Here is a 25,143-nt window from a genome sequence, read left to right on the forward strand (position 1 = left end):
AGGTATCGCAGCTGTGTCGGCCCTGTATGCCAGGCACCATGGTGTGGATGTGGCAATGCTGGCCAGTTACATCTACCTGGAGGGCATCTTCGCCTTGGGCGGATGCCTTGTTGCCCTGGCTGGGGGTGTTAGCCAACGCGATCCGGCCCAACAGGTCATTGTCGGCATGACAGGCCTTGTGGCCTGCTCGCTTCTGCTGTGGATGGCTTCATTGCTTGGCGTGGGGACCATGCAGGCACTCGCCGCGCTCACCGCGCTGGTACTGGGCGGGGCGTTGATCCTGCGGCGTGGACCGTGGCTGGGAGGAATGCTGCTGTCTGGCGTTCGACGTGGCGCTGAGCGTACACCGGCGGTCACGGCCTTGATCGCAACTCTGACGCTGGTGCTTTTTGCGAAGGCGTCTGTTTCCTCGGATTTTGATTCCAACTGGTATGGCCTGTCGGCAGACCGCGCATTGATCGCAAGTGGCAACATATTCCGTAGCGAAGGTCTTGTAGCGCCCGTCCACTACTATCCGAAACTGATTGAGCTGCTCCAGGTCCCCTTGGCGGCCATCGGCAGCATTCCCGCCATCATCGGCTTGAGCATTGGCTGCTGGCTGGCCACCCTTGGGGTAGCGTCACAGGTCCTGCGTGAGCTGCGCGTGGGCCGCGCCTTGCGACCTCACGTTGTCGCGCTGCTTGCAACGCTACCTGCGTTCGCCAACATTTCAATCACGGCCAAGGGAGACGCCTTGGCGGCCTTGCTGCTTGCTGTCTCGCTGTTGGCCGTGCTTCGACTCGGCAACAGAGGCGGTGTCGGTTGGCTCTGGATTGCGATGGCTGCGTCCCTGTTGGCGAGTCAGGCAAGGCTGTCCAATATTCCCTACACGCTGGCCATCGGCCTGTTGGCGATTCCCGCCTTCGTCCGGTGGCGGCGCCAGCGGTTTCACCGGGGGCAGCCGGCTGCCGCAATTGCAGGAGGGGTGTTGCTTGGCGTGATAGTGCTGGTGGGGCTGATCACCGCGCGAACATGGTGGTTGGCAGGGGTGCCTATTGTTGCGCCGAATGCCGCGCTTGATCTCTTTGCCGCCTGGGGCATGCCGCTGCAATCACCCGTAGGTCGCCTGCCGACCAGTGATCTGCTTGTCTACCTGCCTCCAGGAAAAGCCCTGTTGGCGTACCTGTTCGATCCACGGCAGTATCCGCTGCTGCAGATCCTGTGGACGGGCAATGCATGGCTTGGCCTGCCATTGGTGGCGGTGATCCTGGGTTGGCGGCGACCAGTCGCGTGGCAGCGCGCTGTTCCCGTGCTTCTGCTTGGATTGCTGTTCTTCCCGATGCTCCTGGGAAATCGCTATATCGAAGCATCGGGTGCGGATGGAAACTACTTCATCACTCCCTTGCTGGGCCTGTTGATGTTTGCTGGCTTCCTTCTCCAGCAAACACTGTGGAAGTGGCAGTCCTGCTCCGGCGTGAGCCAAGTCGTGCGTGCCCTGATTTTCTCGATCGCGGTGGCATCTGCGTTGATGTGTCTTGTGACGGGCGCGTGGGGGCCTGGCACCCGGGCCTTCGATACACGTCTTGATCGCCCCATGCTGGATACGGCTGCGCGACGTGCGGCAGCCTGGCGCGACATCGGCCTGGAAAGAATGGCCCAGCGGCTTTCCCTGGAGGCGCCGCGCACGCGTGCTGTGGGGGATGTGGGCGGGGAGGGCTTCTGGTTGCCAGTCCGGTACGAGCCCATCGACATCATTGCGCTGACACGCCCCGGCCTGGTTGATACCCCGGAGCACACGCTGGAATTTCTGGAGGACATTGCTGCTCAATACCTCATCGTCCGCTCACCCGGTTCGGCAGGTGGCCAGGAGCGGGATCGGATTCTGCGCACTGCGGTTGACACTCTTGCTGCGGACAGCCGGGCAACATGCATCATGACCGAAGGGCCTTACGAACTCTGGAGGGTGAGCTCGAAGCGCTGAGCGTCTGGCATACCCACAACAGGCCCGGAGCGAAGGGCTGTCAGGTGGCTGCCCCTGCGTGTTCCGGACCGTTGTGGGTATTGCCTGGTAGTTGCAACGGTCGCGGCTGTCACGGATTCCGGGCCCATCGCCGTAGGCCTTTATCACTTCAACGGGCTGTACCTGAAGAACCTCGCCGCATTGCTGGTTGCGCCGCTGTTCGCGCTGTACATCAACCTGTGGCAGATCGTGCCGGAAGAGCGGGCACTGTCGGCCCGCTTTCCCGAGGCGTACGCAGCCTTCGGCCAGCGAATACGGCGCTGGCTCCAGCACGGATCAGGCCACTACGGCGTGATCTGGCACTTCACCGCAGCGGAATAGCCCTCATAGTCGTCACCCGCGATGACGTGCAGGGTGTGGCGCTTGTCGATGCGCTTCACGTAGGACGGTGCTTCGGTGTTGGCGTATTCGTTGACCGCGGTCACCGACCAGGTCTTGGCCAGGCGCTTGGGGTCGACACCGTTCAAGTAGACGAAGATGCTTTTCTCGCCCTCGGCGACATTCACATCGGCATCGGTGACGGTACCGCCGAACAGGGCGACTGGCGTGGTTTCCGGCTCGAACGTGCCACCAGGCTTCCTGGCCAGGCCGGCTGCCTGCAGGGCATCGATGGCCTCGGCCTCGCTGAAGTTCGAACCTGCCTTGCAGGCCAGCAGGGCTTCGAGTGTTGCGGTGCCGGGCGGCGCGATGGCGGGTGCAGCCGCGTGCGCAGCCGGGGCCGCGGCGAAAGCAGCCAGGAGCAGGGCAGAGGTTATGATCACGGTTCTCATCGCAGATCCTTCTGTAGGTAGTGGGCAGCAATGCGGGAGGGTGCCGCCTCATTGTGCGATGTTTCGGTCAGTGCCGCGTGCAGCCATGGATCATGGCCCGTCCCGGCTGCCGTCGTCCGATTCAAGCAATACGGCACCGTCGCCGCGTTGTGACAACTGGTCGCCAGGGTTTCGCAATGGACAGTCCTTCAGTGACAGGCAACCACAGCCGATGCAGCCGTCGAGCTGGTCGCGCAGCTGGACCAGGCTGCGGATGCGCTCGTTCAGCATGTCACGCCAGTTGCTGGACAGCCTTGCCCAGTCCTTCGAACTGGGCGCCCGTTCGGCCGGAAGTTCATCCAGCGCGACCTTGATCGTGGCCAAAGGAACGCCTGCCCGCTGTGCGACCTTGATCACGGCAATACGTCGCAGCACGTCGCGGCGGTAGCGGCGCTGGTTGCCGTTGTTGCGCCAGCCATGGATCAGTCCCTTGGCTTCGTAGAAGTGCACGGTGGCAATGCTGACCCCGCTGCGACGCGCGACTTCGCCCACGGAAAGCGGAACGCTGACATCGATCTTCATGGCCGGGTTCCTTGACCTCATCATTACATGAGGTTTTATAAGGCAGTTCCCTTTTTCCTGCATGTGAATCCTGGGCTGCAGGTCATGAATCATAGGTTTGAACGAAAATGGAACAGCAAGGCATCGTCGTTCCCGGCACCCGCTGGGGCGATCTCCTGTCCGGCCGCAATGCAGTGCGCTCACTTGCCCTGGCGGGAGGTGTCGCACTGCATGCGGTCAACGTCTACATCGCCACCACCATGTTGCCAACCGTGGTGGAGGACATCGGCGGCCTGGATCTCTACGCATGGAACACCACGCTCTTCGTGGTCGCGTCCATCCTGGGGTCGGCACTGTCGATCAAGCTGCTTGAGCGTGCCGGGCCTCGGGGAAGCTACGCACTGGCGGCGCTCATCTTCGCAGCTGGTGCGGTGATCTGCGCGCTCGCGACCTCGATGCCGATGATGCTGGTGGGACGGCTGGTGCAGGGTGTCGGCGGCGGCTTCCTGTTCGCGCTGGCCTACGCCATGATCCGGCTCGCGTTCGAAGAGCCGCTCTGGCCGCGCGCGATGGCCCTGGTTTCGGGGATGTGGGGCGTGGCGACGTTGATCGGGCCCGCGGTGGGCGGCGTGTTCGCCGAATGGGGTGTATGGCGGGCCGCGTTCTGGTCGGTCACCGCGGTTGCCGTGTTGTTCGCGCTGCTGGCGTCGAAGGTTCTTCCGCAGAGGGAGGCATCGTCTTCAGCGACCGCCAGGTCTTCCGTCCCGTGGCTGCAGATCCTGCTGCTGACCCTGGCCGTCATCAGCGTCTCCCTTGGCAGTACATCCTCGAGCGCAGTCCACAACTTCATCGGCATCGTGGTGGCCGTGTTCCTCGCAGTGGTGCTGGTGAGGATCGAGTCCCGCGCGAAGCAGACGCTGCTTCCCGCCGGCGCTCTGCGGTTCCGCTCGCCGCTGGCCGCGCTGTATGGGTTGATGTCGCTGCTGGTGTTGATGATCACCAGCGGCGAGGTCTTCGTGCCACTGTTCCTGCAGGTGCTGCATCAGCAATCACCGCTTGCCGCGGGCTACCTCGCGGCGTTGATGGCGGCCGGTTGGACGCTCGGGTCGTTGGTCGGCTCCGGTTTCAGCGGACGTGGCGTTGACCGGGCGTTGATGATCGGCCCGGCGCTGGGGTGGGTGGGCATGATCGGGCTGGCGCTGCGGGTGCCGGCTGCGGGCAGCGGTACGTGGTTGCAGATGGTGCCGATCTGCGTGGCGCTGGCCGTCATCGGGATCGGCGTGGGCCTGGCCTGGCCGCACCTGCTGACACGCGTTCTGACCTCTGCACCGCCGGAGGAACAGGAGCGTGCCGGTGCGTCGATCACCACCATCCAGCTGTTCGCCACCGCGGCCGGGGCAGCGCTTGCCGGCATGGTCGCCAATGCCGCGGGATTGATCGATCCGGGTGGAGCCGAGGGAACCGCCCATGCGGCCCGGTGGCTGTTTGCCACATTCGCGCTGGCGCCGATGCTGGGGATGCTGCTGGTGAAGCGGTGCCGCCTGCAGGTGGATGTGAACTGAGCAGCGGAGGAGGGCGCAGCGACCTTGCCGGGCCGCTGCGCCATGCCATCAGTTGCTGGCCGCCTTCACGGCTTCCGCCGCGTCCACGATGCCTGGCCCGCAACCCCCCGGGCAGTTTGCTGCCGCGATTGGGTGCGCGGTTCGACGCAGGATCTCCTTGACCTGGTCGGTGGTCTTGGGCACCGGCGCCACGGCCTGCATCAGCGCGACGATGCCCGCGACGTGGGGCGCCGCCATCGAGGTGCCTGACATGAAGTCGAAGGCGTTGTTGCCCACCGTGGACAGGATGCCCTGTGCCGGATGCTGGCGGGTCGGTGCGCAGTTGGTCTGGTTCGGCGGCGTGGCCAGCGGCAGGAACTCGCCGACGGACGCGCGGCAGGACCAGGTTTCACCACCGGGTGCGGTGATGTGGATGCCTGCGCCGTAGTTGGAGTAGAACGCACGACGACCGCCCTGGTCGTTGGCGGCAACCGCAATCACGCCCTTGCAGTTCGCCGGAGCAAACTCGGACACATCCAGATTGCTGTTGCCGGCGGCGACCACCACGATCGTACCCTGCGCCGTGATGTCGTCGATTGCATCCTGCTCGGCCGGCGAGCAGGCCCGGCGGCCGCCCAGACTGAGATTGATGACTTCTGCCGGGTTGGCATTGGCCGCGACGTTGGGCACGTTGATGCCGGCACTCCAGAGCATGCCGTCGATGATGTCGGCGGAACCGCCATTGCCCTGGTTGCCGAGTACGCGCACCGGCACGACCTTCGCGTTGTAGGCCACGCCGGCGACGCCGATCTGGTTGTTGGTGACCGCAGCGACCGTTCCAGCGACGTGGGTGCCGTGTGCAATGCCCGAAGCATCGAAGGCATCGGCGTCGCGTCCATCGCCATCGTCGGAGCCACCACAGCCGGGATTCATCCCCCCGATGATGCACTGCCAATCACTGAACGGGCGGGTGGACGAGATCATGTCGTAGCCCGGCAACAGGTTCGCCTGCAGGTCGTTGTTGTTGAGATAACCCGAATCGACCACAGCCACCACCACGCCCTGGCCGGTGGAGCGGTCCCACGCAGCCGGCAGGCGCGCACCACTGGTCGGATTGCTGTAGTGCCACTGCTCGCCGTAGCGCGGATCGTTCGGTGTGGCGAACGCGCTCATCATGTAGTTCGGCTGCACATACTCGACGTCCGGATCGTCGGCGATGCGCTGCATCAGGATCTGCGCTTCCGGAAGGTCCAGTGGCTTGTCCGTGGTGACCACGTCGGCCCCGCCGCCCATGCGGCGTTGATGGGTCACGGACGCGGCCGCTGGCGGTGCACTGCCGATCGAACGCTTGCTGCGCTGCTGGACGCCGAGGCGCTTCTTCAGCGCATCCTGCGCGGTGGTGGCGGAGACGCGCTTGCTGCTGCCGTCCCGGTACTTGACGATGAAACTGCTGTACTGCTCGTTGCTGGCCATGCCTCGCGTCCATACCCGTTCGGTGGGTTGGGCGAAGGCGGGGGCGCTGGCCAGGACCAGGGCGATGGCGCTGGCAAGGGAAACCCGAAGCGACGTACGCATGGATACAGTTCCTTTGTGAAAGATATGTCGAACAGGCCGAGCCTCTCGGGCGCGGCTTGATGTGAAGGGTGCAGGTGTCCCGTGGTCTCCTCTTGATGGCGACCAAGGACGAACGGCTTCGCGGACACATCCCCCCCAAGGAGAGGGTGGGAAAATTCTGAAGTGATTTAGTGATGTCGAAAGCGAGAGAAGATGCGCGGTGCCGACATTGCTTGACGGCATCGGACCGCGATTGCGCCGCGGCGTCGAACTTCGTAGCGACGTAGAGCAGCCAATAAAAAAGCCCGGAAACCCACGTTGGTGGAATTTCCGGGCTTCTCCGGTCCTTGACGGACCGTTCGTTGGTGGAGGTGGGCGGAATTGAACCGCCGTCCGAAGGCACTCCATCCCCAGCACTACATGCTTAGCTCACCGTTGAATCTCATCCCCGAGCAGCACGGTGTGCAAAGCGCACCCGGGAACCAGCCTGTTGTGTTCTAGTGCCGGACTGACAGGCAGCCGCCCAGCGCGATTCCATGATAATGACTCTACGCTGCGAGCATGGACACAAGCAGTTTCGAGGCTCCGCCTAAGTCGGCAGAAGGTCACGCACCGCAGTTTTTAGGCTGCGAGAGCGACCGGAGCGTAGTTGTCGTCGTTGGCAACTAGAGTTTTGCAGCTGGATTTACGAGGAAAGCTACCCCCTCGGCATGCGCCAGGCGACTTCACAACCCCCGTCGAAACCAATGCACCCCCGGTTTCTTCAAGTATTGCAAGGCTTTTGGGGGCAATGCTGGCAAAAAGCTGGCACCGACCCTGCCCAACGAGCCGAATAGTACGGCAATCTTCCTGAACAGTCACGCGTAAGCCTCACTTACTCGGCGGCCCGTCGCCGAGCTCAGGATGGCTGTTCAGGTAGTGAACCACCTCGTCGCTCAGATATTGACCCCGGTAGTACCGATGTGGGGCGTTGAGCGCGACTAGCTCCGCCAGATGTCGTCGGGTGGAGACACGGTTGATGATGAACTGATGTTCGATCAGCAAGAACCTGTCGTGGGGCTCTGCCGATGCTTCTATTACCCGGCCTGGGGGTGGCTCAGGCAACGGGGTGTCGCAGGGGGCCTTGTCGCTGTTGATCTCGATCAAACGATCACGGTGAGCAGCAGTTGCGTCCGTACTCAGGATGTACTCGCCTCCCTCCATGAGACCCATGAACTGGAACGTACCCAAGGGCCCCACGTGCTGGACCATAGGGATGTGTCCCTCCTCGTGAAGGCGGCCACGAACCAAGCCGCCGCTGCGAGCGTCGACAATCCAGCCCGCCAATAGAAGTGATGTGAACTCTTCTGGAGAGCGAATGAAGAGCATGTCCTCGTCATCGGGGGAGTTCTTCTGTGGGGCCGCACCATTTCCTGGATCAATTGAGTCGCCGTCCATTCCAATGCTCCGGTCATTCAGATTGCTAAGAATAGCCCGCTAGACGAGAGATGACGGGATCCAAGCGGCCGTTGCCTTCGCGCCGGCATCGGGGACCATCGAAGGGATCCACCGGCCGTACTTCTTGGCGGTGATCGTCCAGTCTCGGTGCCCCATCTGCCGCGCCACCCACATGACGTTCTCGCCGGCGCTGAGCGCTTGGGAGGCGAAGGTGTGGCGCATCTGATAGGGATACCGGTACCGGACCCCGGCCTTCCGCAGCGCGCGCTGCCATTCGCCGGCGCGGATGCTTTGGTCTGAGCCCCACCGGGCATTGGTCCTGGGATCGTGGAAGACGAACTCGCCAACGGTTGCGGTGTGGGCACGCTGGGCCTTCAGGGCATCGATCGCCGGCTGCAGCAGCTGCACCTCACGCACGCCGGACTCGGTCTGCAGCTGCTGCAAAGAAGATCCAGGAACAGACGTCATGAATGAAGCTGCGGTCGGCACCAATGCGCTCGAAGCCGCGCGCCAGCTGGAAATGGTGTTCCTCAAGGGGGTGAAAATACCCTCCTGCGCCAACTGCAACGGAAAGGCCAAGGTGTGCTGGCCTGGCCGCGAGTCGCAGCCCGTACAGTTCCAGTGCCAGCGCTGCGGGCCGCGAAGCGCCGTGTTCGACAGCACCGCGCCTCTCCAGTGTGGCCAGTGCGGCACCTCCCCGGCTGGCCTTTTCCCACGCGGCGCACAGATCCAGTGCTGCAGCTGCGGGGCATCCTCAGCCGTGTTCGTTGGTCCGGATCCCGCCGGCGCGCTGGATGCGGCGCTGGATGCCTGGTGCCGCCGTGCACCGGTTCTTCCTACGGCGGTGGACGATAGCGCAGGCCTGCGGCGCCGGGGAGCAGCCCCGGATGGATTCGATGACGAGGGCAAGGGCGACGTCCTGGAGCTGTTGTCGCGCCTGCTGGTCGGCGGGAGCTACCGCATTCCGGTTGAGGGGCGCAGCACCTTGCCGCCGCTGGGCAGCAGCGACATCGCCGGCGCGGTCGGCTACATGCGCAACCCATTGGAGAAGCACACCGCGCTTCCCGTAGCGACGAGGATGGGCCCCGCTGCGGTCGCGAAGCTGTCGCTGGCTGCCTACCGTCAGGTGGCCAAGGACGTGCGTGCAATGCGACCGCGACCGTTGGACCTCGGCAAGCCCGCCGATCGCTGGCGCCTGCGCCTGGTTATCTACGACGCAGCCCACGAACTGGTGTGGCCTGAGCGGCGCCAGCCGTTCGCCGGCTTGGCCAAGTCAGCCAAGATGCGCAAGAGCAACTACATTAAGGCCCATAAGTGCGCCAGCGCTGTCCTGCAGGAAGCGCTTCACGGTGGCAGGCTCGGCTTCCGTAAGGCGTTGTGGCGCTAGTGACGGAGGGTCAAGGAGTCTTCAAAGATCGCGGGGATGAATCGTGTGCTTGCGTCCGCGCGATCTCTTGCTTCCCGGTAGTCAGCGACGTGCTGTCGGTACAGTTCGCCTTCTGATGATTTCGCGTTGGCCCTGGCAAGAGCCATAGGCGTAAGCTTCGAAATGACTTGCTGATCAAGCTTTTGAACGACTTCATTTCCGAAGACCCAACGCATTTCATGCTTCAGCATGATGATCTCGATAATTGCGTCATTCATCTCTTCAAGGCTACCGACTATTGCTGTCTGAATGAGCTCGCGAAAGCGGCTGTAGAGCTCGTATCGGCGGTCAAACAAGTCCGCAATCAGCTTGTTGCGTGCTGTCCGCCATTGCTTCCAGGCGACGTAGGCGACCATGCCCGCCAGTGCGAGCTGGCCAGCGGCAGTAACCAGCTTGATCTGAAGATCCGTCATCCCGAGTACGGTCTCAACCATTGCGACATCCTCCCTGTATTGGCCGGGATTATCACATTTGTTAAGGTTTGTTAGGGGGGGGCGCATACCGTGCCTTCATGGAAGGCGCGGCGTCTGCCGCAAGGGGGAGAGCATGGGGTGCTGGGCGCTCGACGTCGACTGGGCCGCAGTGGGTTCAATGTTCCAAGGCGTCTCCGCAATCGCTGCGGCCGGCGCGGCCTTGATTGGGGTCAATGCATGGCGGAGGCAGCTACAGGCAACCAGGCACCAAGTCCTTGCGGAGGAAGCACTGAGCTTGGTCTATCGGTTACGAGACGTGATCGACCACATGCGACAGGCCTGGATTTTTACCTCTGAAATGAGGAAGGTCGAACGCGGAGAGAACGAGTCCGAGGAAGCGTTCGAGAGAAGGAAGCATTTCGGTGTCGTTGAGGTTCGGTACCAGATGCACGCCGAGACTGCTACTCAGCTGGAAGCGATTCGTTACCGTGTGAGAGCCGTGCTCGGGCAGGAGGCCGCAGCTGGTGTTGAAGATGTCCTGGCCGTACTCCGTCGCGTTCGTCATGAGGCAACGAATGCAGCACAGCGCCAAGCATGGGTTATCCGCCAAGCAGCCTTGCTCGATAGATTTCCATCCGACCAGAACGTGGCTGCTTACGACAATGCCTTCCAGAAGTTGAGCGAATCCGAATCTTGGATTCAGGCAAGCGGGGAGGGCACTGATCCAGCGGCAGCTGCCTTGAAGTCTGCCGTCGAAAGGGCGGAGGCCGCATTGAAGGACTTCGCCATGATGAAGGCGCAACGTTAATCTAGCTGACCTCAGTTGTTCCTCATGAGGAAGATTTCTTCCTCATGAGGAACCGCAGTTGCCTCGGGAACCGAAAGTAGGTTTGAATTCCTACAGTGGGCGTTCTTATGGGCGCCTCAGTTCAAAGGCCGTTGATTGACCAGGACGTGGGAGTCCACTGGTCGATCAGCGGCCTTCTTGTTTGCGGGGTAGAGCAGTCCGGCAGCTCGCGTGGCTCATAACCACGAGGTCGGTGGTTCGAATCCACCTCCCGCTACCAAACGGCCGGTAGTCATGGCCACCGAAGAGCAGAAGGTGCTGCTGCAGGCGGCGACGTTCCAGCGCGAGACCGTCATCGCAGTGCTGAATGCCAGGATCTCGGTCTTCAACGCGCGCCTGCAGGCCTACCAGACTGATGCCCAGGTCCTGCGGGATCGCATCCAGGCAGAGCTGGCCAAGGTCGAGGTCTTCCGCGCCCAGATCGAAGGCGAACGCGCTCGGGGTGAAATCAACGAGCAGCGGGTGCGCCTGTACGAGTCCCAGCTTCGTGGCGTGACTACCCTGGCCGACTTCTACCGCACCCGAGTGGAGGCGGTGAAGGTCCAAGCCGACATCAATCGGTTCGGCATCGACAAGTACCGCGCCCAGGTCGACGCCTACGAGGCGCGCTGGCGTGCCCACGTCGCCGAATGGCAGGGCTACACGGCAAGCGTAGAGGGAGAGGGCAAGCGGGCGGACCTGTATCGCAGTTTGGTCGATGCCAACGCCAAGCGCGTGGATGCCTGGGCGGCGAGCAACAACATGCAGTTCGAGGCGGAGCGCCTGCGCATGGCGCAGCACGGTGTGAACCTGGACGTCTGGCGCGCCGGCATCGCCCGCTGGGACGCCACCCTGAGCGGTGAACGTGCTCGCCTGGCGGCCGTGGGCCAAGCCTTCGACGCGAAGGCTCGTATTTACAGCGCCGATGCAGGCGTGGAGCAAGTGGCTTCAGCGGCCGCCGACCGCAGTTTCGAGCTCGGCCTCGCGCGCGAGCGAGCATCGGTCGAGGCCCAGCTGCAGCACGCGCAGATGCGGATCCAGCAGATGCTCGGCTTGCTGTCCCAGTCGGGCGAGATCCAGCGCGCGAAGGCGCAGATCTCGAGCCAGTTGGCTGCCAGCACGATGAGCGCCGTCAACTACGGCGCAACCGTCTCCAGTGGCCGCAGTAAATCCAGTTCCTGTTCTCAGAACTTCAGCTTCCAGGGCGAGATTGCCGACGCGTGATCAGCCTCAACCACAAAAGGGGAGCGCCATAAGGCTCAGGTGGTGTCGATGGAGGCCTTCAAGGCAGGCCGCGTGGGGCAGATTCCCCCGGAGCTGCTGGAGATGTATGACCAGCTGACCCGCGACCAACATGCATTGGTGCGGACCTCAATCGTGCTCGTCGCAGCTTTACGGAGAAGGCTGGGACTTGCGGATCTATGATCTAGAAGGGCCGCTTCGGCGGTCCCTTTGATCAGCGTGACCCAGATCGCGAGAGGCTTGCCCTTAGACTGATGGGGGATCTACTTCAAGCAAACGCTGATTGAATATTTTTCATTCTTTCATCAGAATCTATTGATCGAAGAGTAATGGGAATATGTAGGGTATGGACGCTTATCGTAGTATCTTGTGGGGATCATATTTCGAAGGAAATTTTCCAGCTTTTCCGTGCCCGACATGTGGGGCCGGAGTTCTCATGGCGAGGCGGGAGACGCTCCAGAAGTTTGAGGCCGAATACTCGAAACTGCAGGCTGGTGAGGATTGGTGGGATCCTGATCATGAAGTTTCAAAGTTCAACGTGATGTTGATCTGTGATCGTCAGGCTTGTGGTGAAGTTGTGGCTGTGTTGGGAGATGTTTCTTGGTCGAATAACCCGGGCGATATTGAAGACGACGGAACGCCTATTGGTCCTTCTGAATGGGAATGGTTTCTGGATCCAAAGTGTTTCAATCCGCCGCTGTCTATTGTGAGAGTGCCCGACGGCGTTCCAGAGTCTGTGGTTAAGAGCCTCCGGCAAGCCAGCTGGAATTATTGGGCAGATCGCCGATCCTCAGCAAATCACCTTCGAGCGGCATTGGAATGTCTTCTGGATCATTTCCAAGTTCCGCGGAAGCGGAATAATTCTAAAAGATACCTTGATTTGAACTCCAGGATTAGGTTGTTTGAAGAGGGTGATGCTGTCCATAAGACAATCTTCAATGCGTTGCGGGTGGTTGGAAATTTGGGATCTCATGGTGGCGACGTTGAGCGCAACGCGCTGTTAGATTGCTTTGAGATTTTTGAATACGTACTCGACGCGTCCTTCGGTAAAAGGAAGGAGAAGGCGGCTGCATTGGCAGAGGCGCTAATCGTTGGTGGCGGCAAGTTGTCGTGAATGAATGCGGTGAATGCGAAGTCTGGCGTCAGCAGCTTTGAGAGAGGGCATGAGCCGCTATGATTTCTGGATGGCTCTGTCGTGAGAATGTCCTCACCGCGCCTTGGAGGCAGTGTGCTGAAATTCGGCCATGTGCTATTCCGCCCAGATCACCGCTGCCTACCAGAAGCTGGTCCGCATGACCGGCGCCACGCTGTCCCTGCAGGAGTTCGCAACGCTGTACGCTCACGACCCGGGGAAGAAGCGGCCGAAGACGCCGAAGGCGATGGATGACGCGTTCCGCGCCGGAGCGAGCCCGGCCGAGCTGGCGGTATGGGCTGAGGTGGAGCGGTGGAACCAGGCCGAGGCTGCCATCCTGGAACAGGAGCTGTTCGCCAACCGGAAACGCCTGGTGGACGCGGAGCGCGCGCTGCAGGTGAAGGAGACCAAGAAGGCCCGGGAGGACGTTCGGATCGCCGGCAACAAGATCGAACGTGCCCTGGCCAAGCTGGCCGACCTCAAGCGGTCCGAACCAAAGGACCGCGACAGCCGGATCTTCCCTGGGGTCTACGCCCCGGTGATCATTTCCGAGGGCGGCAAGCTGGTCATCAAACCCATGCGTTATCAGTGCCGCCTGGCCGGGAAGCCTGCGAACTATGACCAGCGCTTCCCGGGCACCTACAACGCGCGCCGGGATAGCCTGGAGAAATTCTGGGTGCCGGCATTCGGCCACACCCACGGGCTGATGGTGGTGGAGACGTTCTACGAGAACGTGGAAGGTCCGGACGGCAATAACCAGGTGGTGCAGTTCACCCCGCGCACCGGCGAACCGGCGAACCGATGCTGGTGGCCTGCCTGTGGTCGCATTGGACCCACCCCGCAGGGAAAGAGCCGGACCTGTTGTCCTTCGCCGCGATCACAGACGATCCCGAGCCCGAGGTCGCCGCGGCAGGTCACGATCGGACGATCATCAACATCAAGCCCGAGCATGTCGACGCTTGGCTCAATCCGGATCCGGCAGACCTGGACGCGTTTTACCGGATTTTCGACGACAAGCGGCACCCCTTCTACGAGCACCGGCTGGCAGCCTGAGCAGTTCAGGAAGCTGTCACCGGATGCCCGCGATCTAGACGCATCTTCAACACTTCCACGGCTTGCATTCTGGGTCCATGTTCAGGAGTGCGTGCCGTGCCAAATCGGGCCGTGGTCTTGGTGAGTGAAGCGTGCGATGGGGTTGGCGGCCGTCGCCTGTCTGAAATCATGGGGAATGCGTCTGAATTCAACCGTCAGGCCGGCGTCACCGGGGTGACTCTCTTCGACGGGCGCAGGTTCCTGAGCTATATGGAGGGTCCGTCGGACGGGCTGGATGTTGCATTCTCCAGGGCGGCCGGCGCGACGAGCCACTGCAACCTGATCGAGATCGCCCGCGGTCGTGTGGGTCAGCGCAGGTTGCCGTACTGGCCGATGCGTTGCATCCCCGTGTCCCCGCCGGAGCTCGTGCAGTTGGTAGGTGCAGACTGGACGGGGTTTCTGCAGCGAGGCCAAGACCAGGTACCACCGGCAACCGCGATGGAGATGCTGGTCGCGGTGGCGGAGCCATTCGCAGAAACGGCATAGACGCCTCCCGCGAGCGATAGAGCACTAGATTGCTCACAATCGCAGCCGCTGCGACCGCCATTCGTATCCTGCCGCCCATGCCGCTTGCCGACTCCTTCTACTGGACCACACGCTCTGCCAGCAGGCCGGACGATCCCCTGACTGTGATTGCCTGCCAGGGCGTCTGGGTCTTGTCCATGACCGAGCGTGTCGATGATGGCATCTGGGTCGCGCACCTTGATCGACATCGGCATGGTCCTGGTAGCGGACCATGTCGGAAATGCACCAGCTACGAGCAGGGCCGCGCCGGCGCCGAGCTCTGGGTGACGAGGCACGAGGCGAGGCTGCGGGACGACGTGGCAAAGATCGTGGAGTGGCGAAATGCGATCCGGGGCAATCGTCTGGCCAGGGACGCCTTGAAGCCGCCATTTCCTCGAATGGAAGGCGAGTAGTCTGCATGGGCGCTGCAGCGCCGGTTTGCTCAAATCGGCGATTTGATCAATTCAGCAAATCGTTCAGGCAAGATAGCCTGAGGACACAGGGGATCTGAATATGCTGGAAGCTCTTTTCGTGGCGGCCGCGAATGCTACGCCGGCGACTACTGCAGCCGCAGGTGGCGCCTTCGATTGGAAGTGGCTGGTGCCCGTGATCACGCTGATCCTAGGCTTCGTGTTGAAGTGGTTCCAGGATTACGTCACCGAGAAGAGCCGGCGCAAGGCAGAAGCTGCTCTCCGCAGGGAGCTTCGCTGGGATGAACTCCGGTCACGGCGAGTAGATGCAGAGCGGGCGAATCTGATCGCATTACAGAAGATCGTAGTCAATCTGCTGCAAGCGGGCAGAAACATGCGAGTTGCGAAAACCCATGCTCGACCGGAAGGAGAGGGCTGGTATCGGGCGACTGTTGATTCATATTTGGATGTTGAGTTAAACCGCTTGGCGGCTGAACTATCGCCTCTATCGGTGCGACTTCATACTGCAGATGTTGCGGGCCAACTCAACATGTTTATGGGTGCTTTTTGGGAGGCGCTGCGTGCAGATTCGGCTACCGAAGCATGGGATCTTTGGCGCGAAGCTGAGCGGCTTCACGGCAATCTCCAACGGTTGATGGGAGAGACCATCAAGCAGCTCGAGGACGAGAACCAGCAGCTCGGTGCGCCGCCCGCGCAGTGAGTGGTGCGGGTTGCCAGCTTCAAAAGCTGGCAAGAAAGCTGGCAAGTTGCTGCCAACGCATGCCCATTTCTGCCCATGTGGCAGCTATGAACGAAAAAGCCCATCAAGCTAAGGCATTGATGGGCTTCATTATTTCTGCATCTTAGAAACCGGCGCCGATGGCGCCACGGGGACAATGCACCCCCGGTTTCTTCAAGCATTGCAAGGCTTTGGGGCCAATGCCGGCAAAAAAGCTGACACTGACCCTGCCCAACGACACGGATGTTACGGCAATCTTCCTGAACAGTCACGCGGGTGACCGTCTGGCCCCCTGCTGTTTGGCACGTTGCCATCCCTCGGGAAGCCGTGCTCGAATTTCCGGACGCTACTCCACGGGGGTCTCATGGCCGTTTCCGTCAGCCCCGGCAAGATGCGGCTGGGATGGGCAGGTGCGCTTGCCGCAGCCGTTCTGGCGATGCAGGCGTGGCCCATCGCAGCGACTGAATCTCCGCGCCCGACGGTGGAGGTGGGCTACAGCCCTTCGCTGGACCTGTTCAATCTGCTCGACAACCTGCCGGATTGGTTGCCGGGATACACCTCGTCGCTCTACCAGAAGGCCTGGCAGCAGCGCTTTGGTCTGGACGGGCGGGACCGCGCGCTGCTCGCCGCCTACGCGGCCTTCCGCCGGCGCACTTCTGCCTTGGCACAGGACCATGAGGCGACGGCCGCGCTTGCCGACCGGCTGTTCGCTGGCGCGGATACCCGTGACGGGGATCCTTATGCCGGCCATTTCCTGGTCGCAGGCTCATTCGATATCGCCGCGGAGGCAGCGATTGCTGACCAGAGCCGGGGAGATCAAGTGCTGTTGCGGCAGTACTACGCACGCTTCGTCCCGCGTGCGCGGCAGCTGTTGGCTGGGCAGATGCCTTTCAGTGCGCAGCAGAACGAGCTTGTCCGGCAACTGGGGTCTTGGCGGGTCGGAGAGCTCGCGGGCCAGATGAGGGCCTTTTTCAATGTCGATGCTGCACCCACGTTCCAGGTGCGCTTCCTGTGGTGGCCGGAGGCGGCGCAGACCCAGGCAAAGCTGCGGGGCGGATACATCTTTCTGTTCTCGACGTTCGATGCCGGAGAAGACTGGGCGCCGATCGTGATGCACGAGTACAGCCACTTTCTTTCTGCCTGGCAGCCGCCGGCGCAGCGCCAGGTATTGGCCGAAGCCTTTGCCGCGCTCTGTCCAGCCGCGTTGACGCTACGCAACCCGTTGAACGCCCTTGAAGAGCCCCTGGCGATCTACTGGGGACAGTATCGGTTCGAGCATGAGGTGCGCGGTGGCATGCTGTCGGCTGAATCGTCCTGGTACATCCAGCCACATGCAGACCGTGCGGCGAAGGCCCTCGCGGCAGCGTTCCCGGCAACAGGTCCTGCACCAGGGCTGTAGGCCGATCCGTTGTTGAAGGCAGCGGCATCGGTCTGTGCTCAAGTCAGGCCGCAATAGCGCCGAAGGTTGGAGCGGGCCGGCGTAGGGGCGGGCAGGCTTGATAGCATCCAGATTCCTGAAGTGGAACCAGTGGAAGGACGCCATGACGCTTGACGTTGCAGTAACGGATGCACCCAGCGACGAAGCGCTGGAGGTGATTGGAGCTGGCTTGGATCAGTTCAATCTTGACGCTGCCGGTTACGCCGATCGGCGCACGCTGGCGGTACTGGTCACCGATCCAGCCAGTGGCAGGGTGGTGGGAGGCCTTACCGGGCGGACTTCGCTGGGCCTGTGGTTCGTGGATCTGTTCCATCTGCCAGCGGCCTACCGCGGCAACGGGCTGGGGTCGCGAGTGCTGAAGGCCGCAGAGGATGAAGCGCGCCGGCGCGGTTGCCGTTCCGGCGTGCTGTACACCCTCAGCTTCCAGGCACCGGACTTCTATGTGAAGCACGGATGGACCGAATTCGGTCGGGTGCCTTGCGACCCGACCGGTACCTGCAGGGTGTTCCTCAGCAAGGATCTGTCAGCGGGGTGAGCGCAGTCGCCGCCCACGCGTCTTGTCAATCCGCAACTTGTTGTAGAGCGCCTGTCATAGCGGATTGCTAACTTCGTGGGCACGAATTTGCGACACACTGGCGACGACCATCCGGGCCAGGACAGACACGGAGACTGTGGGTGACCGATGCAAGCCAACAACGCAGCCTGCGACAGCTGATCGGGCCGGTCGGTGCCGATTACCAGCGGCGCGCGTTGCCGCCGGGCTGGGTCTGGGCGGTGCTGGCGGTGCTGCTCGCAGCGACCTGGGTGACTGAGTTGCCGGCCACGGCCGCGGCGGCACTGGTCGCCAGTGCGGTGGTGGTGCACTGGTCGCAGCGCGGTCGCATCCATTGGCTGGGTTGGCGCCTTCCGGGCCTGGCAGTGCTGGCGGCCCTGCTGTGGGGGCCAGAAGTACTGTCGCAGTGGTTCGAGCACGGGCTGGCCGTGGTGCTGATGTCGCTGGCCAGTCTCAGTATTGGCGTGCACGTGTGGCAGTCGCGACAGATGGCGCGCCAGCTGCAGGGCGCGGCCGATGCACTGGACGACGCCCAGCTGCTGGCGTTGCTGCCGGCTGATGCCGCGAACCTGGCCCAACAGTGGCGCTCGGGCGATGACCGTTACGCGCCGGAGCTGGCGGTGGTGATGCACCTGGCGGTGATGCACGCGGCGCTGGCGCCGCGGATGCGCAGGCAGGGCATGCTGGCGGGGTGACCGACCGCCGGCTTCTACAGCCGCTGCGGCCAGGAACCAGGCAATGGTTTGCGCAGGTAGATCCGCTCATGACCGGGTGGGCAGTCGGGCAGTCGCCCATATACGGTGTAGCCCTGCCGCAGGTAAAAGGCTTCGGCCTGCCAGTCGAAGGTATCCAGCATCACGCTGCGGGCGCCATGGCGGTGCGCAACGGCTTCTGCTTCCGCCAGCAGCCGCTGGCCGATGCCTTGCCCGCGCAGTTCCGGGTCTACCCACAGCACATGCACCTGCAGCCAGCCGGCACAGACGTCGGCCAGCACACCGCCGCGCAGCGCGCCGTGCTCGTCATGCCAGGCCAGGCGGACTGGAGTCTCATCGAATGAATCGCCGCCGTGGGCCTGGTTGAAGGCCAGCAGGCGCGCGCACAACGTGCGCGTTTCATCGGCGCTGGCAGTCACCATGGCGCCGATGGGAGTGATCATGCGTCGCGGTTACCACGACGCATCACGCGCTGCTTCTCGATCGCCCAGTCGCGGTCCTTGGCGGCATCGCGCTTGTCGTGGGTCTGCTTGCCCTTGGCCAGCGCGACTTCGAGCTTGATCTTGTTCTTGCTCCAGTACATCGCGGTGGGCACGATCGTGTAGCCATCGCGCTCGACCTTGCCCACCAGCTTGTCGATTTCGCTCCGGTGCAGCAGCAGCTTGCGATCGCGCCGGTCGTTGGCCACGACATGGGTCGAGGCCTGGATCAACGGGGTGATCTGCGCGCCGATCAGGAAGATCTCACCATCCTTCACGTAGGCGTAGGCGTCGACGATGTTGCCGCGGCCAGCACGGATCGACTTCACCTCCCAGCCCTGCAGGGCCAGGCCGGCTTCGAAGCGGTCTTCGATGTGGTACTCGTGGCGGGCACGCTTGTTCAACGCGATGGTTTTGTTGGCCGTCGCGCTCTTTGCTTTATCCTTGCCGCTGTTCTTGCTCATTTCCGTATTGTCTCCGATTCGGGCCCGCCCGGTCGATTGCCGAAACGTCCTGTATTCATGCCTACTATCCGCCGCAGCGCCCTGGTCGAACATTCGGCCGCGCGCATGTTCGACCTGGTCAATGATGTCCAGGCCTATCCGCGCCGTTTCCGCTGGTGTTCGGCTGCCCAGATCCTGGAGCAGGGCGAGGACCGCCTGGTGGCGCGCCTGGACCTGGGCCTGGGCTCGTTCAGCACCTGGTTCCAGACTGAAAACACCCTGCAGCGCCCGCACAGCATCGATATGCAGCTGCGCGATGGCCCGTTCAAGCAGCTGCACGGCCGCTGGGAGTTCCATGCGCTGGCCGAAGATGCCTGCAAGGTCACCCTGACCCTGGACTTCGAACCCAGTTCGCGCCTGCTCGGTCCGGCGCTGGCGTTGGGCTTCCAGAGCCTGGCCGACCGCATGGTCAACGACTTCATCCGCGTTGCCGACGAGGCCTGAGCAATGATCGAGGTCGAGGTGGTGCTGGCCTGGCCGCAGCAGGTGCTCTCGCGCCGGTTGCAGCTGGACGAGGGCGCGACCGTGGCCGAGGCCATTGCCGCTGCTGCACTGGAAGGCAGTGCCGACTGCCCGGCGGCGGCCGTGCATGGGGTACTGGCGCGCCCACAGCAGGTACTGCTGGATGGCGACCGCATCGAGCTGCTACGCCCGTTGCAGGCCGACCCCAAGGACAACCGCCGGCGTCGCGCGCTCGGCGGTTGATTCCTGCCGCCCGTCCGCGAGGACGGGCAGGGGGCGTCAGCGACCCTTCTTCTTCTTGTCCTTCGGCAGATTGCGGCCGAACTGGCGCACGGTCTGCTGGGCCAGGGCCTTGTCGTTACCCGGGAAGTAATCGCCTTCCCAGCGGGTCACGTTGTCATTGTCGAAGAACACGGTGAAGTTCTTCACCTCGGTCCGGCCCAGGCGGTTCACGCGCTGGCTGGAGGTGTAGTCCCAGCGTTGGGCGTGGAACGGGTCCGGAATGGACGGGGTGCCCAGCAGCGCAGTGACCTGCTGCTTGCTCTGCCCGACCTGCAGCTTGGCCACGGCATCTTCCCGGATCAGGTTGCCCTGATAGATGGGTTGCTTGTAGATGATGCCGCACCCGGTGGTGGACAGGGCGACGGCGGCGACCAACAGGAGATTGCGCATCGGGACTGGCGGTTGGGGAAATCAAACCGATGATACACTCCCGGCGTGCCACCGCGACCCAATCCGAGGCAGCTGGCGCTAAATCGCCAATGAACGGAGACCTATGGAAACCCACGACCTGCGAAAAGTCGGCCTGAAGGTGACCCATCCACGGATGCGGATCCTGGCGCTGCTTGAACAGCGCAATGCCCAGCACCACATGACCGCCGAAGACATCTACCGCCAGCTGCTCGAGCATGGCGACGAGATCGGCCTGGCGACGGTCTACCGGGTGCTGACCCAGTTCGAGGCCGCCGGCCTCGTGCTCAAGCACAATTTCGAAGGCGGCCAGGCCGTCTACGAGCTGGACCGTGGCGGCCACCACGACCACATGGTCGACGTGGACAGCGGCAAGATCATCGAGTTCGAGAGCCACGAGATCGAGGAGCTGCAGCGCAAGATCGCTGCCGACCACGGCTACGAGCTGGAAGAGCACTCGCTGGTGCTGTACGTGCGCAAGAAGCGCAAGTAAGCCGTTCCGGCCAGCTGGATGCGACGAAACCCCGGGCTTGCCCGGGGTTTTTCGTTGCTGGGGTCAGAGCCCTTTCCCTTCAGGAAAGGGCTCTGACCCCTTGCGACCCAGCAGGATCTCCAGATCCACCGCCTCGGCCATCGCCCGGTTGCCCGCATCGCCCGGGTGCAGGTGGTCGCCGGAGTCGTAAGCGGCCGCCATCCGTGCCCGATCGGCCGGGTCGCGCAGCGCCGCGTCCAGGTCGATCACCGCATCGAACGGGCTGTCGCTGAGCAGCCAGGCATTGAGCTGTTGGCGCAGTGCTTCCTTCTCCGGCTGGTAGTAGTCGTCCAGCGGCGTGCCGGGCAGGGCGCCGGCGAACGGTGTCAGGGTGGCGCTTACGATCCGAACACCTCGGCTTCGGGCCTGCTCGGCCAGGGCGCGATACCCCGCCTGCAGTTCGGTCAGCGTGGGCCGGGCCTGGTTCCGGGCGAACGCGGTGCCGGGCCAGCTGATGTCGTTGATGCCGATCAGCACGACCACACTGGCCAGGCCTGGCTGATCCAGCACGTCACGCTGGAAGCGGGCCAGGGCGGATTCGCCCATGCCGTCGCGCAGCAGCCGCCCCCCGGAAATACCGGCGTTGACCACGGCAACGCCTCGCGGTGCCAGACGCGCGGCCAGGTGGTCGGTCCAGCGCTGATCCTGGTCGAGGCTGGCGGTGGCGCCGTCGGTGATCGAGTCGCCGAGCACCACCACGCTGCGTGCGCTGGCGGCGGCCTCGACCTCGATGCCGGCCAGGAACAGGCGGGCAGTGGTGCTGCTGGCCCCGCTCAGAGCCTGGGCCTGGCTCTGGTCGCCGGGCGCAATCCAACTGGTCTGCCGACCCTCCCAATGGAACGTCTGCACCGGCGTCGGCCCTGGCACGAAGACGCTGACCTGCAGCGCCTGGTGGTCATTCGTGGCCAGTGGCAGCGGGTCGCTCAGCTGTTCCTGGCCGGGGCCGATCAGTACCCCGGGCTGGCCGCCGAAACTCAGTCGCTGCGGTGTATCCCCCACCCGGGCGGCCACGCTCGCCGCCCCGATCCGCAGCGGCTGGGTGCCGTAGGCATTGCTCAACCGTACCCGCAGCCGAGGCGCGCCCAGGCTGATACGCGCCGTCTGGCGGAAGGTCTGGTCCTGCAGTGCGGCCGGGACCAGGGTCGGGAACAGGAACTCCCCGCTCCAGACCGGTTGCGGGCTGGCCTGCCAGCTGGCAACCCAGTGCGGGGCAGATGAGGCGCCGCCGGCCCCGGACAAGGTGAGCAGGGCGGTGGCGGTGAGCAGGCGCAAGCGGTTCATCGGGCGGTCCTGGGTGAAGGGAGCGCCATGGTGATTCCGCGCTCATCTGTGAACTAGACTGCGCATGGACAATCATCTGTGAACTGGATTCATCGCCATGGCGCGACCCGACATCAACCGATCCGGCGAACTGGAAGTATTCGTGCGGGTCATCGAGACCGGTGGTTTCTCCGCCGCCGCCCGCACGCTGGACATGACGCCCTCGGCGGTGAGCAAGCTGGTGGCCCGGCTGGAGCAGCGGTTGGGCACGCGCCTGCTGCAGCGCTCCACCCGCCAGTTGCAGTTGACCCCGGAAGGTTGTGCGTTCTACGAGCGCGGCCTGCGCGTGCTGGCCGACCTGGAGGAGGCCGAGCGCTGCGCCAGTGCCCATGCCGAGCCGCGCGGGCGCCTGCGGGTCAATTCCAACGTGCCGTTCGGCCAGCACTTCCTGTTGCCGCTGCTGCCCGCGTTCCTGGAGCGCAACCCACAGGTGGGCGTGGACCTGACCCTCAACGACGAGGTGATCGACCTGCTGGAGCAACGTACCGATGTGGCAGTACGCGCCGGTCCACTGAAGAGCTCCAGCCTGGTGGCGCGGCGGCTGGGCGCGACGCGGATGATGATCGTGGCCGCGCCGGCCTACGTGCAGCGGCATGGACTGCCGCGCAACGCTGAGGAGCTGCAGTCACACAATCGGCTGGATATCGGCCATGCCCGGGCGATGCAGGGCTGGCCGCTGCTGCAGGACGGACGCGAGCGGATGGTGCTGCCCAGCGGCAACGCCCGCGCCAGCAACGGCAACGCGCTGCGGCAGCTGGTGCTGGGCGGGTTGGGCATGGCGCGGCTGGCGACCTACCAGGTGCAGGAGGACATCGCCGCCGGGCGCCTGCTGCCGGTGCTGGAGGAGGCCAATCCCGGTGACCTGGAAGAGGTGCACGCGGTGTTCCTGGGGCAGGGTGGCTACCTGCCGCTGCGGGTGCGCGCGTTTCTTGATTTCCTGGTGGAGAACGTCGACCTGACGCAGCCACGGGGGTAGTGCCGGCCGCTGGCAGGCAACCTCACGATCTTCGCCCACCCGCATCGGGGTGCCGGCCAGCGGCCGGCACTACCGCGTGCGTTGTAGATCCACGCCATGCGTGGATAACCGCGAACAGGCGTTACACCTGCAGAAGCTTGCGTGCGGCGGCGCGCGCTTCCTTGCTCACTTCCACGCCGCCCAGCATGCGCGCCAGCTCTTCCTCGCGCGCCTTGCTGTCCAGCTTTTCCACCGCGCTCTGGGTCATGCCTTCCACCGGGGCCTTGCTGACCCGGTAATGGGCATGGCCCTTGGAAGCGACCTGCGGCAGGTGGGTCACGCACAGCACCTGGCGCTTCTCGCCGAGGGCGCGCAGCTTCTGGCCGACGATGTCAGCCACTGCGCCGCCGATGCCGGAGTCGACCTCGTCGAACACCATGGTCGGCACCGCATCCAGGTCCAGCGCGGCCACTTCGATGGCCAGCGAAATGCGCGACAGTTCACCGCCCGAGGCCACCTTGCGCAGGGCGCGCGGCGGCTGGCCGGCGTTGGCCGCCACCAGGAACTCCACACGCTCGGCACCCTGTGGGTCCGGCTTGCCGGCGTCCTGTGGTTCCAGTTCGATCAGGAACTGGCCGCCGCCCATGCCCAGCTCGGCGATGATGCCGGTGGTGGTGGCCGACAGCTCGGCCGCAGCCTTGCGGCGGCTCGCACTCAGTACCTCGGCCTGCACGCGCCAGGCGGCGGCGGCCTTGTCGATCTCGCCGGCCAGGCGCTGCAGGCGTTCGTCGGCGCCGCGCAGCTGCTCCACTTCGGCGTGCATGCGCTCGCGCTGCGCGCCCAGCTCGTCCATCGGCACGCGGTGCTTGCGAGCCAGGTCGTGCAGGCGGCCGAGGCGGCGCTCGTTCTCCTCGAACTGTTCCGGGTCGGCGTCGAGGTCGTCGTGCACGCGGTCCAACAGCGACAGGGCTTCGTGCAACTGGATCGAGGCATTCTCGATCAGGCCGTCCACCTCGCCCAGGCGCGGGTCGTGTTCGATCAGGCGCGACAGCTCGTGGCGCACCTGCTGCAGCAGGTCCAGCGCGGAGCTGCCGTCATCGCCGTTGAGTTGGTTGCTGGCCGCCTGACAGGCGCTCAGCAGGGCGCTGGCATGGGCCTGGCGACGGTGGCTGGCACCGAGTGCCACGATCGACTCCGGCTCAAGGTCTTCACGGTCGAGCTCGCGCAGCTGGTGTTCCAGGAAGCCGATCCGGTCACTCACGTCGCCCTGTTGCGACAGTGCCAGAGATTCATCGACCAGCGCCTGCCAGGCTGCCGCGGCGCGGCGTACCTGGCGACGCTCGTTTTCGTTGCCGGCATAGGCGTCCAGCAGGGCCAGCTGCGACGGGCGCGTCAGCAGGGCCTGCTGTTCGTGCTGGCCGTGGATCTCCACCAGCAACGAGGCCAGGTCGCCCAGCTGGGCCAGGGTCACCGGGCGGCCATTGATCCACGCCCGCGAACCGCCGTCGGCACGGATCACGCGGCGCAGCTGGCATTGTTCTTCGTCGTCCAGTTCGTTGTCGGCCAGCCACTGGCGCGCGGCCTGCAGCTGGTCCAGCGCGAACTCGGCCGAAAGCTCGGCGCGCGCGGCGCCGTGGCGGACCACGCCGCTGTCGGCGCGCAGGCCGGACAGGAAGCCCAGCGCGTCGACCATCAGCGACTTGCCGGCGCCGGTCTCGCCTGAAACCACGGTCATGCCTGGCCCGAACTCCAGTTCGGTGGCGCGGACGACGGCGAAATCCTTGATCGAAAGATGTCTGAGCATGGGTAAGGGGGTATCAGCAGCCGCGCAACGCTAGCACGCGCGCGAGGGAGGTCCAATGACTTGCCAAGG

General features: G+C 63.8%; 27 protein-coding genes, 1 tRNA gene, 1 other RNA gene and 1 pseudogene. 18 read left to right on the forward strand and 12 right to left on the reverse strand.

Annotated features, from left to right (window positions below):
- The first annotated feature begins 55 nt into the window (after window positions 1-55).
- Together AC13GF_RS13690 and AC13GF_RS13695 are read left to right on the forward strand one after the other, a co-directional pair.
- On the forward strand, window positions 56-1,960 hold the full coding sequence (locus AC13GF_RS13690) for a hypothetical protein (RefSeq protein ID WP_483004963.1): 1,905 nt from the start codon (window positions 56-58) through the stop codon (window positions 1,958-1,960).
- 180 nt (window positions 1,961-2,140) lie between these two features.
- Window positions 2,141-2,320: a hypothetical protein gene (locus AC13GF_RS13695; protein WP_483004964.1), complete on the forward strand. Its 180-nt coding sequence runs from the start codon at window positions 2,141-2,143 to the stop codon at window positions 2,318-2,320.
- On the opposite strand, the gene AC13GF_RS13700 is transcribed toward AC13GF_RS13695, so the two are convergent.
- Together AC13GF_RS13700 and soxR are read right to left on the reverse strand one after the other, a co-directional pair.
- Entirely contained in the window at window positions 2,284-2,769 is a 486-nt protein-coding gene (locus AC13GF_RS13700; protein ID WP_483004965.1) for a hypothetical protein, read from the reverse strand. The genes AC13GF_RS13695 and AC13GF_RS13700 overlap by 37 nt on opposite strands.
- Before the next feature lie 90 nt (window positions 2,770-2,859).
- Window positions 2,860-3,330, reverse strand: coding sequence for a redox-sensitive transcriptional activator SoxR (soxR, locus tag AC13GF_RS13705; protein WP_483004966.1), 471 nt, complete (start codon window positions 3,328-3,330; stop codon window positions 2,860-2,862).
- A 107-nt stretch (window positions 3,331-3,437) separates the two neighbouring features.
- On the opposite strand from soxR, the gene AC13GF_RS13710 reads away from it, so the two are divergent.
- Window positions 3,438-4,871, forward strand: coding sequence for an MFS transporter (locus tag AC13GF_RS13710; RefSeq protein ID WP_483004967.1), 1,434 nt, complete (start codon window positions 3,438-3,440; stop codon window positions 4,869-4,871).
- A 48-nt stretch (window positions 4,872-4,919) separates the two neighbouring features.
- Here AC13GF_RS13710 and AC13GF_RS13715 read toward each other — a convergent pair whose 3' ends face one another.
- From AC13GF_RS13715 to AC13GF_RS13730, 4 genes are all read right to left on the reverse strand, one after another.
- Entirely contained in the window at window positions 4,920-6,425 is a 1,506-nt protein-coding gene (locus tag AC13GF_RS13715) for a S8 family serine peptidase (RefSeq protein WP_483004968.1), read from the reverse strand.
- A gap of 342 nt (window positions 6,426-6,767) precedes the next feature.
- Window positions 6,768-7,160, reverse strand: a transfer-messenger RNA (tmRNA) gene (gene ssrA, locus AC13GF_RS13720).
- Between the two features lie 114 nt (window positions 7,161-7,274).
- Window positions 7,275-7,841 carry a hypothetical protein gene (locus tag AC13GF_RS13725; protein WP_483004969.1) on the reverse strand — a complete coding sequence of 189 codons (567 nt, stop codon included), beginning with the start codon at window positions 7,839-7,841 and terminating at the stop codon, window positions 7,275-7,277.
- A 39-nt stretch (window positions 7,842-7,880) separates the two neighbouring features.
- Window positions 7,881-8,285, reverse strand: coding sequence for a tyrosine-type recombinase/integrase (locus AC13GF_RS13730; protein ID WP_483004970.1), 405 nt, complete (start codon window positions 8,283-8,285; stop codon window positions 7,881-7,883).
- A gap of 22 nt (window positions 8,286-8,307) precedes the next feature.
- Between AC13GF_RS13730 and AC13GF_RS13735 the strand changes: the two genes are divergently transcribed.
- Complete coding sequence (locus AC13GF_RS13735; RefSeq protein ID WP_483004971.1) at window positions 8,308-9,228, forward strand: hypothetical protein; 921 nt, start codon at window positions 8,308-8,310, stop codon at window positions 9,226-9,228.
- Here AC13GF_RS13735 and AC13GF_RS13740 read toward each other — a convergent pair.
- On the reverse strand, window positions 9,225-9,701 hold the full coding sequence (locus AC13GF_RS13740) for a hypothetical protein (RefSeq protein ID WP_483004972.1): 477 nt from the start codon (window positions 9,699-9,701) through the stop codon (window positions 9,225-9,227). The genes AC13GF_RS13735 and AC13GF_RS13740 overlap by 4 nt on opposite strands.
- 295 nt (window positions 9,702-9,996) lie before the next feature.
- Here AC13GF_RS13740 and AC13GF_RS13745 point away from each other — a divergent pair, with 295 nt between their 5' ends.
- From AC13GF_RS13745 to AC13GF_RS13790, 10 genes and pseudogenes are all read left to right on the forward strand, one after another.
- The gene (locus AC13GF_RS13745) at window positions 9,997-10,488 is read left to right on the forward strand and encodes a hypothetical protein (protein WP_483004973.1); all 492 of its coding nucleotides are present in this window, start codon (window positions 9,997-9,999) and stop codon (window positions 10,486-10,488) included.
- A 182-nt stretch (window positions 10,489-10,670) separates the two neighbouring features.
- A tRNA-Met gene (locus AC13GF_RS13750) sits at window positions 10,671-10,747 on the forward strand.
- A gap of 14 nt (window positions 10,748-10,761) precedes the next feature.
- Window positions 10,762-11,730, forward strand: coding sequence for a hypothetical protein (locus tag AC13GF_RS13755; protein ID WP_483004974.1), 969 nt, complete (start codon window positions 10,762-10,764; stop codon window positions 11,728-11,730).
- Between the two features lie 454 nt (window positions 11,731-12,184).
- Window positions 12,185-12,862, forward strand: coding sequence for a DUF4145 domain-containing protein (locus tag AC13GF_RS13760; RefSeq protein WP_483004975.1), 678 nt, complete (start codon window positions 12,185-12,187; stop codon window positions 12,860-12,862).
- Window positions 12,863-12,992: 130 nt separating this feature from the next.
- A pseudogene (locus tag AC13GF_RS13765) lies at window positions 12,993-13,933 on the forward strand (SOS response-associated peptidase family protein).
- A 168-nt stretch (window positions 13,934-14,101) separates the two neighbouring features.
- A complete protein-coding gene (locus tag AC13GF_RS13770; RefSeq protein WP_483005148.1) occupies window positions 14,102-14,458 on the forward strand; it encodes a BLUF domain-containing protein in 357 nt (118 codons plus the stop codon).
- A 531-nt stretch (window positions 14,459-14,989) separates the two neighbouring features.
- On the forward strand, window positions 14,990-15,607 hold the full coding sequence (locus AC13GF_RS13775) for a hypothetical protein (RefSeq protein WP_483004976.1): 618 nt from the start codon (window positions 14,990-14,992) through the stop codon (window positions 15,605-15,607).
- A 382-nt stretch (window positions 15,608-15,989) separates the two neighbouring features.
- Window positions 15,990-17,024: a hypothetical protein gene (locus tag AC13GF_RS13780; protein ID WP_483004977.1), complete on the forward strand. Its 1,035-nt coding sequence runs from the start codon at window positions 15,990-15,992 to the stop codon at window positions 17,022-17,024.
- A gap of 142 nt (window positions 17,025-17,166) precedes the next feature.
- On the forward strand, window positions 17,167-17,598 hold the full coding sequence (locus AC13GF_RS13785) for a GNAT family N-acetyltransferase (protein ID WP_483004978.1): 432 nt from the start codon (window positions 17,167-17,169) through the stop codon (window positions 17,596-17,598).
- Between the two features lie 140 nt (window positions 17,599-17,738).
- Complete coding sequence (locus AC13GF_RS13790) at window positions 17,739-18,311, forward strand: hypothetical protein (protein WP_126930175.1); 573 nt, start codon at window positions 17,739-17,741, stop codon at window positions 18,309-18,311.
- 14 nt (window positions 18,312-18,325) lie between these two features.
- Here AC13GF_RS13790 and AC13GF_RS13795 read toward each other — a convergent pair whose 3' ends face one another.
- Window positions 18,326-18,772 (reverse strand): GNAT family N-acetyltransferase, encoded by a 447-nt coding sequence (locus AC13GF_RS13795; protein ID WP_483004979.1) that lies wholly within the window; start codon window positions 18,770-18,772, stop codon window positions 18,326-18,328.
- Entirely contained in the window at window positions 18,769-19,272 is a 504-nt protein-coding gene (gene smpB / locus AC13GF_RS13800) for an SsrA-binding protein SmpB (protein WP_010484447.1), read from the reverse strand. The genes AC13GF_RS13795 and smpB overlap by 4 nt, the downstream gene beginning before the upstream one ends.
- 57 nt (window positions 19,273-19,329) lie before the next feature.
- Here smpB and AC13GF_RS13805 point away from each other — a divergent pair, with 57 nt between their 5' ends.
- Both AC13GF_RS13805 and AC13GF_RS13810 read left to right on the forward strand, forming a co-directional pair.
- Complete coding sequence (locus AC13GF_RS13805) at window positions 19,330-19,755, forward strand: type II toxin-antitoxin system RatA family toxin (RefSeq protein WP_010484449.1); 426 nt, start codon at window positions 19,330-19,332, stop codon at window positions 19,753-19,755.
- A 3-nt stretch (window positions 19,756-19,758) separates the two neighbouring features.
- A complete protein-coding gene (locus tag AC13GF_RS13810; protein WP_126930176.1) occupies window positions 19,759-20,016 on the forward strand; it encodes an RnfH family protein in 258 nt (85 codons plus the stop codon).
- 36 nt (window positions 20,017-20,052) lie between these two features.
- Here AC13GF_RS13810 and AC13GF_RS13815 read toward each other — a convergent pair whose 3' ends face one another.
- On the reverse strand, window positions 20,053-20,445 hold the full coding sequence (locus AC13GF_RS13815; protein ID WP_010484453.1) for an outer membrane protein assembly factor BamE: 393 nt from the start codon (window positions 20,443-20,445) through the stop codon (window positions 20,053-20,055).
- A 103-nt stretch (window positions 20,446-20,548) separates the two neighbouring features.
- On the opposite strand from AC13GF_RS13815, the gene fur reads away from it, so the two are divergent.
- Window positions 20,549-20,956, forward strand: coding sequence for a ferric iron uptake transcriptional regulator (gene fur, locus AC13GF_RS13820; RefSeq protein WP_005409235.1), 408 nt, complete (start codon window positions 20,549-20,551; stop codon window positions 20,954-20,956).
- A gap of 63 nt (window positions 20,957-21,019) precedes the next feature.
- Here fur and AC13GF_RS13825 read toward each other — a convergent pair whose 3' ends face one another.
- Window positions 21,020-22,276: an SGNH/GDSL hydrolase family protein gene (locus tag AC13GF_RS13825; protein ID WP_483004980.1), complete on the reverse strand. Its 1,257-nt coding sequence runs from the start codon at window positions 22,274-22,276 to the stop codon at window positions 21,020-21,022.
- Window positions 22,277-22,373: 97 nt separating this feature from the next.
- On the opposite strand from AC13GF_RS13825, the gene AC13GF_RS13830 reads away from it, so the two are divergent.
- Entirely contained in the window at window positions 22,374-23,291 is a 918-nt protein-coding gene (locus tag AC13GF_RS13830) for a LysR family transcriptional regulator (protein WP_483004981.1), read from the forward strand.
- A 121-nt stretch (window positions 23,292-23,412) separates the two neighbouring features.
- On the opposite strand, the gene recN is transcribed toward AC13GF_RS13830, so the two are convergent.
- Window positions 23,413-25,074: a DNA repair protein RecN gene (gene recN, locus AC13GF_RS13835; RefSeq protein WP_483004982.1), complete on the reverse strand. Its 1,662-nt coding sequence runs from the start codon at window positions 25,072-25,074 to the stop codon at window positions 23,413-23,415.
- Window positions 25,075-25,143 lie beyond the last annotated feature (69 nt).

It is taken from the genome of Stenotrophomonas sp. 22LJNL06-5-1 (assembly GCF_056861455.1).

Excerpts from the sequence above, each read along its gene's own strand:
- recN (WP_483004982.1), bottom strand. The coding sequence starts at position 25,074 with ATGCTCAGACATCTTTCGATCAAGGATTTCGCCGTCGTCCGCGCCACC.
- smpB (WP_010484447.1), bottom strand. The coding sequence starts at position 19,272 with ATGAGCAAGAACAGCGGCAAGGATAAAGCAAAGAGCGCGACGGCCAAC.
- AC13GF_RS13715 (WP_483004968.1), bottom strand. The coding sequence starts at position 6,425 with ATGCGTACGTCGCTTCGGGTTTCCCTTGCCAGCGCCATCGCCCTGGTC.
- AC13GF_RS13780 (WP_483004977.1), top strand. The coding sequence starts at position 15,990 with ATGGCCGTTTCCGTCAGCCCCGGCAAGATGCGGCTGGGATGGGCAGGT.
- AC13GF_RS13710 (WP_483004967.1), top strand. The coding sequence starts at position 3,438 with ATGGAACAGCAAGGCATCGTCGTTCCCGGCACCCGCTGGGGCGATCTC.
- AC13GF_RS13805 (WP_010484449.1), top strand. The coding sequence starts at position 19,330 with ATGCCTACTATCCGCCGCAGCGCCCTGGTCGAACATTCGGCCGCGCGC.
- AC13GF_RS13815 (WP_010484453.1), bottom strand. The coding sequence starts at position 20,445 with ATGCGCAATCTCCTGTTGGTCGCCGCCGTCGCCCTGTCCACCACCGGG.
- fur (WP_005409235.1), top strand. The coding sequence starts at position 20,549 with ATGGAAACCCACGACCTGCGAAAAGTCGGCCTGAAGGTGACCCATCCA.
- AC13GF_RS13830 (WP_483004981.1), top strand. The coding sequence starts at position 22,374 with ATGGCGCGACCCGACATCAACCGATCCGGCGAACTGGAAGTATTCGTG.
- AC13GF_RS13755 (WP_483004974.1), top strand. The coding sequence starts at position 10,762 with ATGGCCACCGAAGAGCAGAAGGTGCTGCTGCAGGCGGCGACGTTCCAG.
- AC13GF_RS13825 (WP_483004980.1), bottom strand. The coding sequence starts at position 22,276 with ATGAACCGCTTGCGCCTGCTCACCGCCACCGCCCTGCTCACCTTGTCC.
- AC13GF_RS13760 (WP_483004975.1), top strand. The coding sequence starts at position 12,185 with ATGGCGAGGCGGGAGACGCTCCAGAAGTTTGAGGCCGAATACTCGAAA.
- AC13GF_RS13725 (WP_483004969.1), bottom strand. The coding sequence starts at position 7,841 with ATGGACGGCGACTCAATTGATCCAGGAAATGGTGCGGCCCCACAGAAG.
- AC13GF_RS13690 (WP_483004963.1), top strand. The coding sequence starts at position 56 with ATGCTGGCCAGTTACATCTACCTGGAGGGCATCTTCGCCTTGGGCGGA.
- AC13GF_RS13795 (WP_483004979.1), bottom strand. The coding sequence starts at position 18,772 with ATGATCACTCCCATCGGCGCCATGGTGACTGCCAGCGCCGATGAAACG.
- AC13GF_RS13700 (WP_483004965.1), bottom strand. The coding sequence starts at position 2,769 with ATGAGAACCGTGATCATAACCTCTGCCCTGCTCCTGGCTGCTTTCGCC.
- soxR (WP_483004966.1), bottom strand. The coding sequence starts at position 3,330 with ATGAAGATCGATGTCAGCGTTCCGCTTTCCGTGGGCGAAGTCGCGCGT.
- AC13GF_RS13770 (WP_483005148.1), top strand. The coding sequence starts at position 14,102 with ATGGGGAATGCGTCTGAATTCAACCGTCAGGCCGGCGTCACCGGGGTG.
- AC13GF_RS13785 (WP_483004978.1), top strand. The coding sequence starts at position 17,167 with ATGACGCTTGACGTTGCAGTAACGGATGCACCCAGCGACGAAGCGCTG.
- AC13GF_RS13735 (WP_483004971.1), top strand. The coding sequence starts at position 8,308 with ATGAATGAAGCTGCGGTCGGCACCAATGCGCTCGAAGCCGCGCGCCAG.
- AC13GF_RS13775 (WP_483004976.1), top strand. The coding sequence starts at position 14,990 with ATGCTGGAAGCTCTTTTCGTGGCGGCCGCGAATGCTACGCCGGCGACT.
- AC13GF_RS13740 (WP_483004972.1), bottom strand. The coding sequence starts at position 9,701 with ATGGTTGAGACCGTACTCGGGATGACGGATCTTCAGATCAAGCTGGTT.
- AC13GF_RS13810 (WP_126930176.1), top strand. The coding sequence starts at position 19,759 with ATGATCGAGGTCGAGGTGGTGCTGGCCTGGCCGCAGCAGGTGCTCTCG.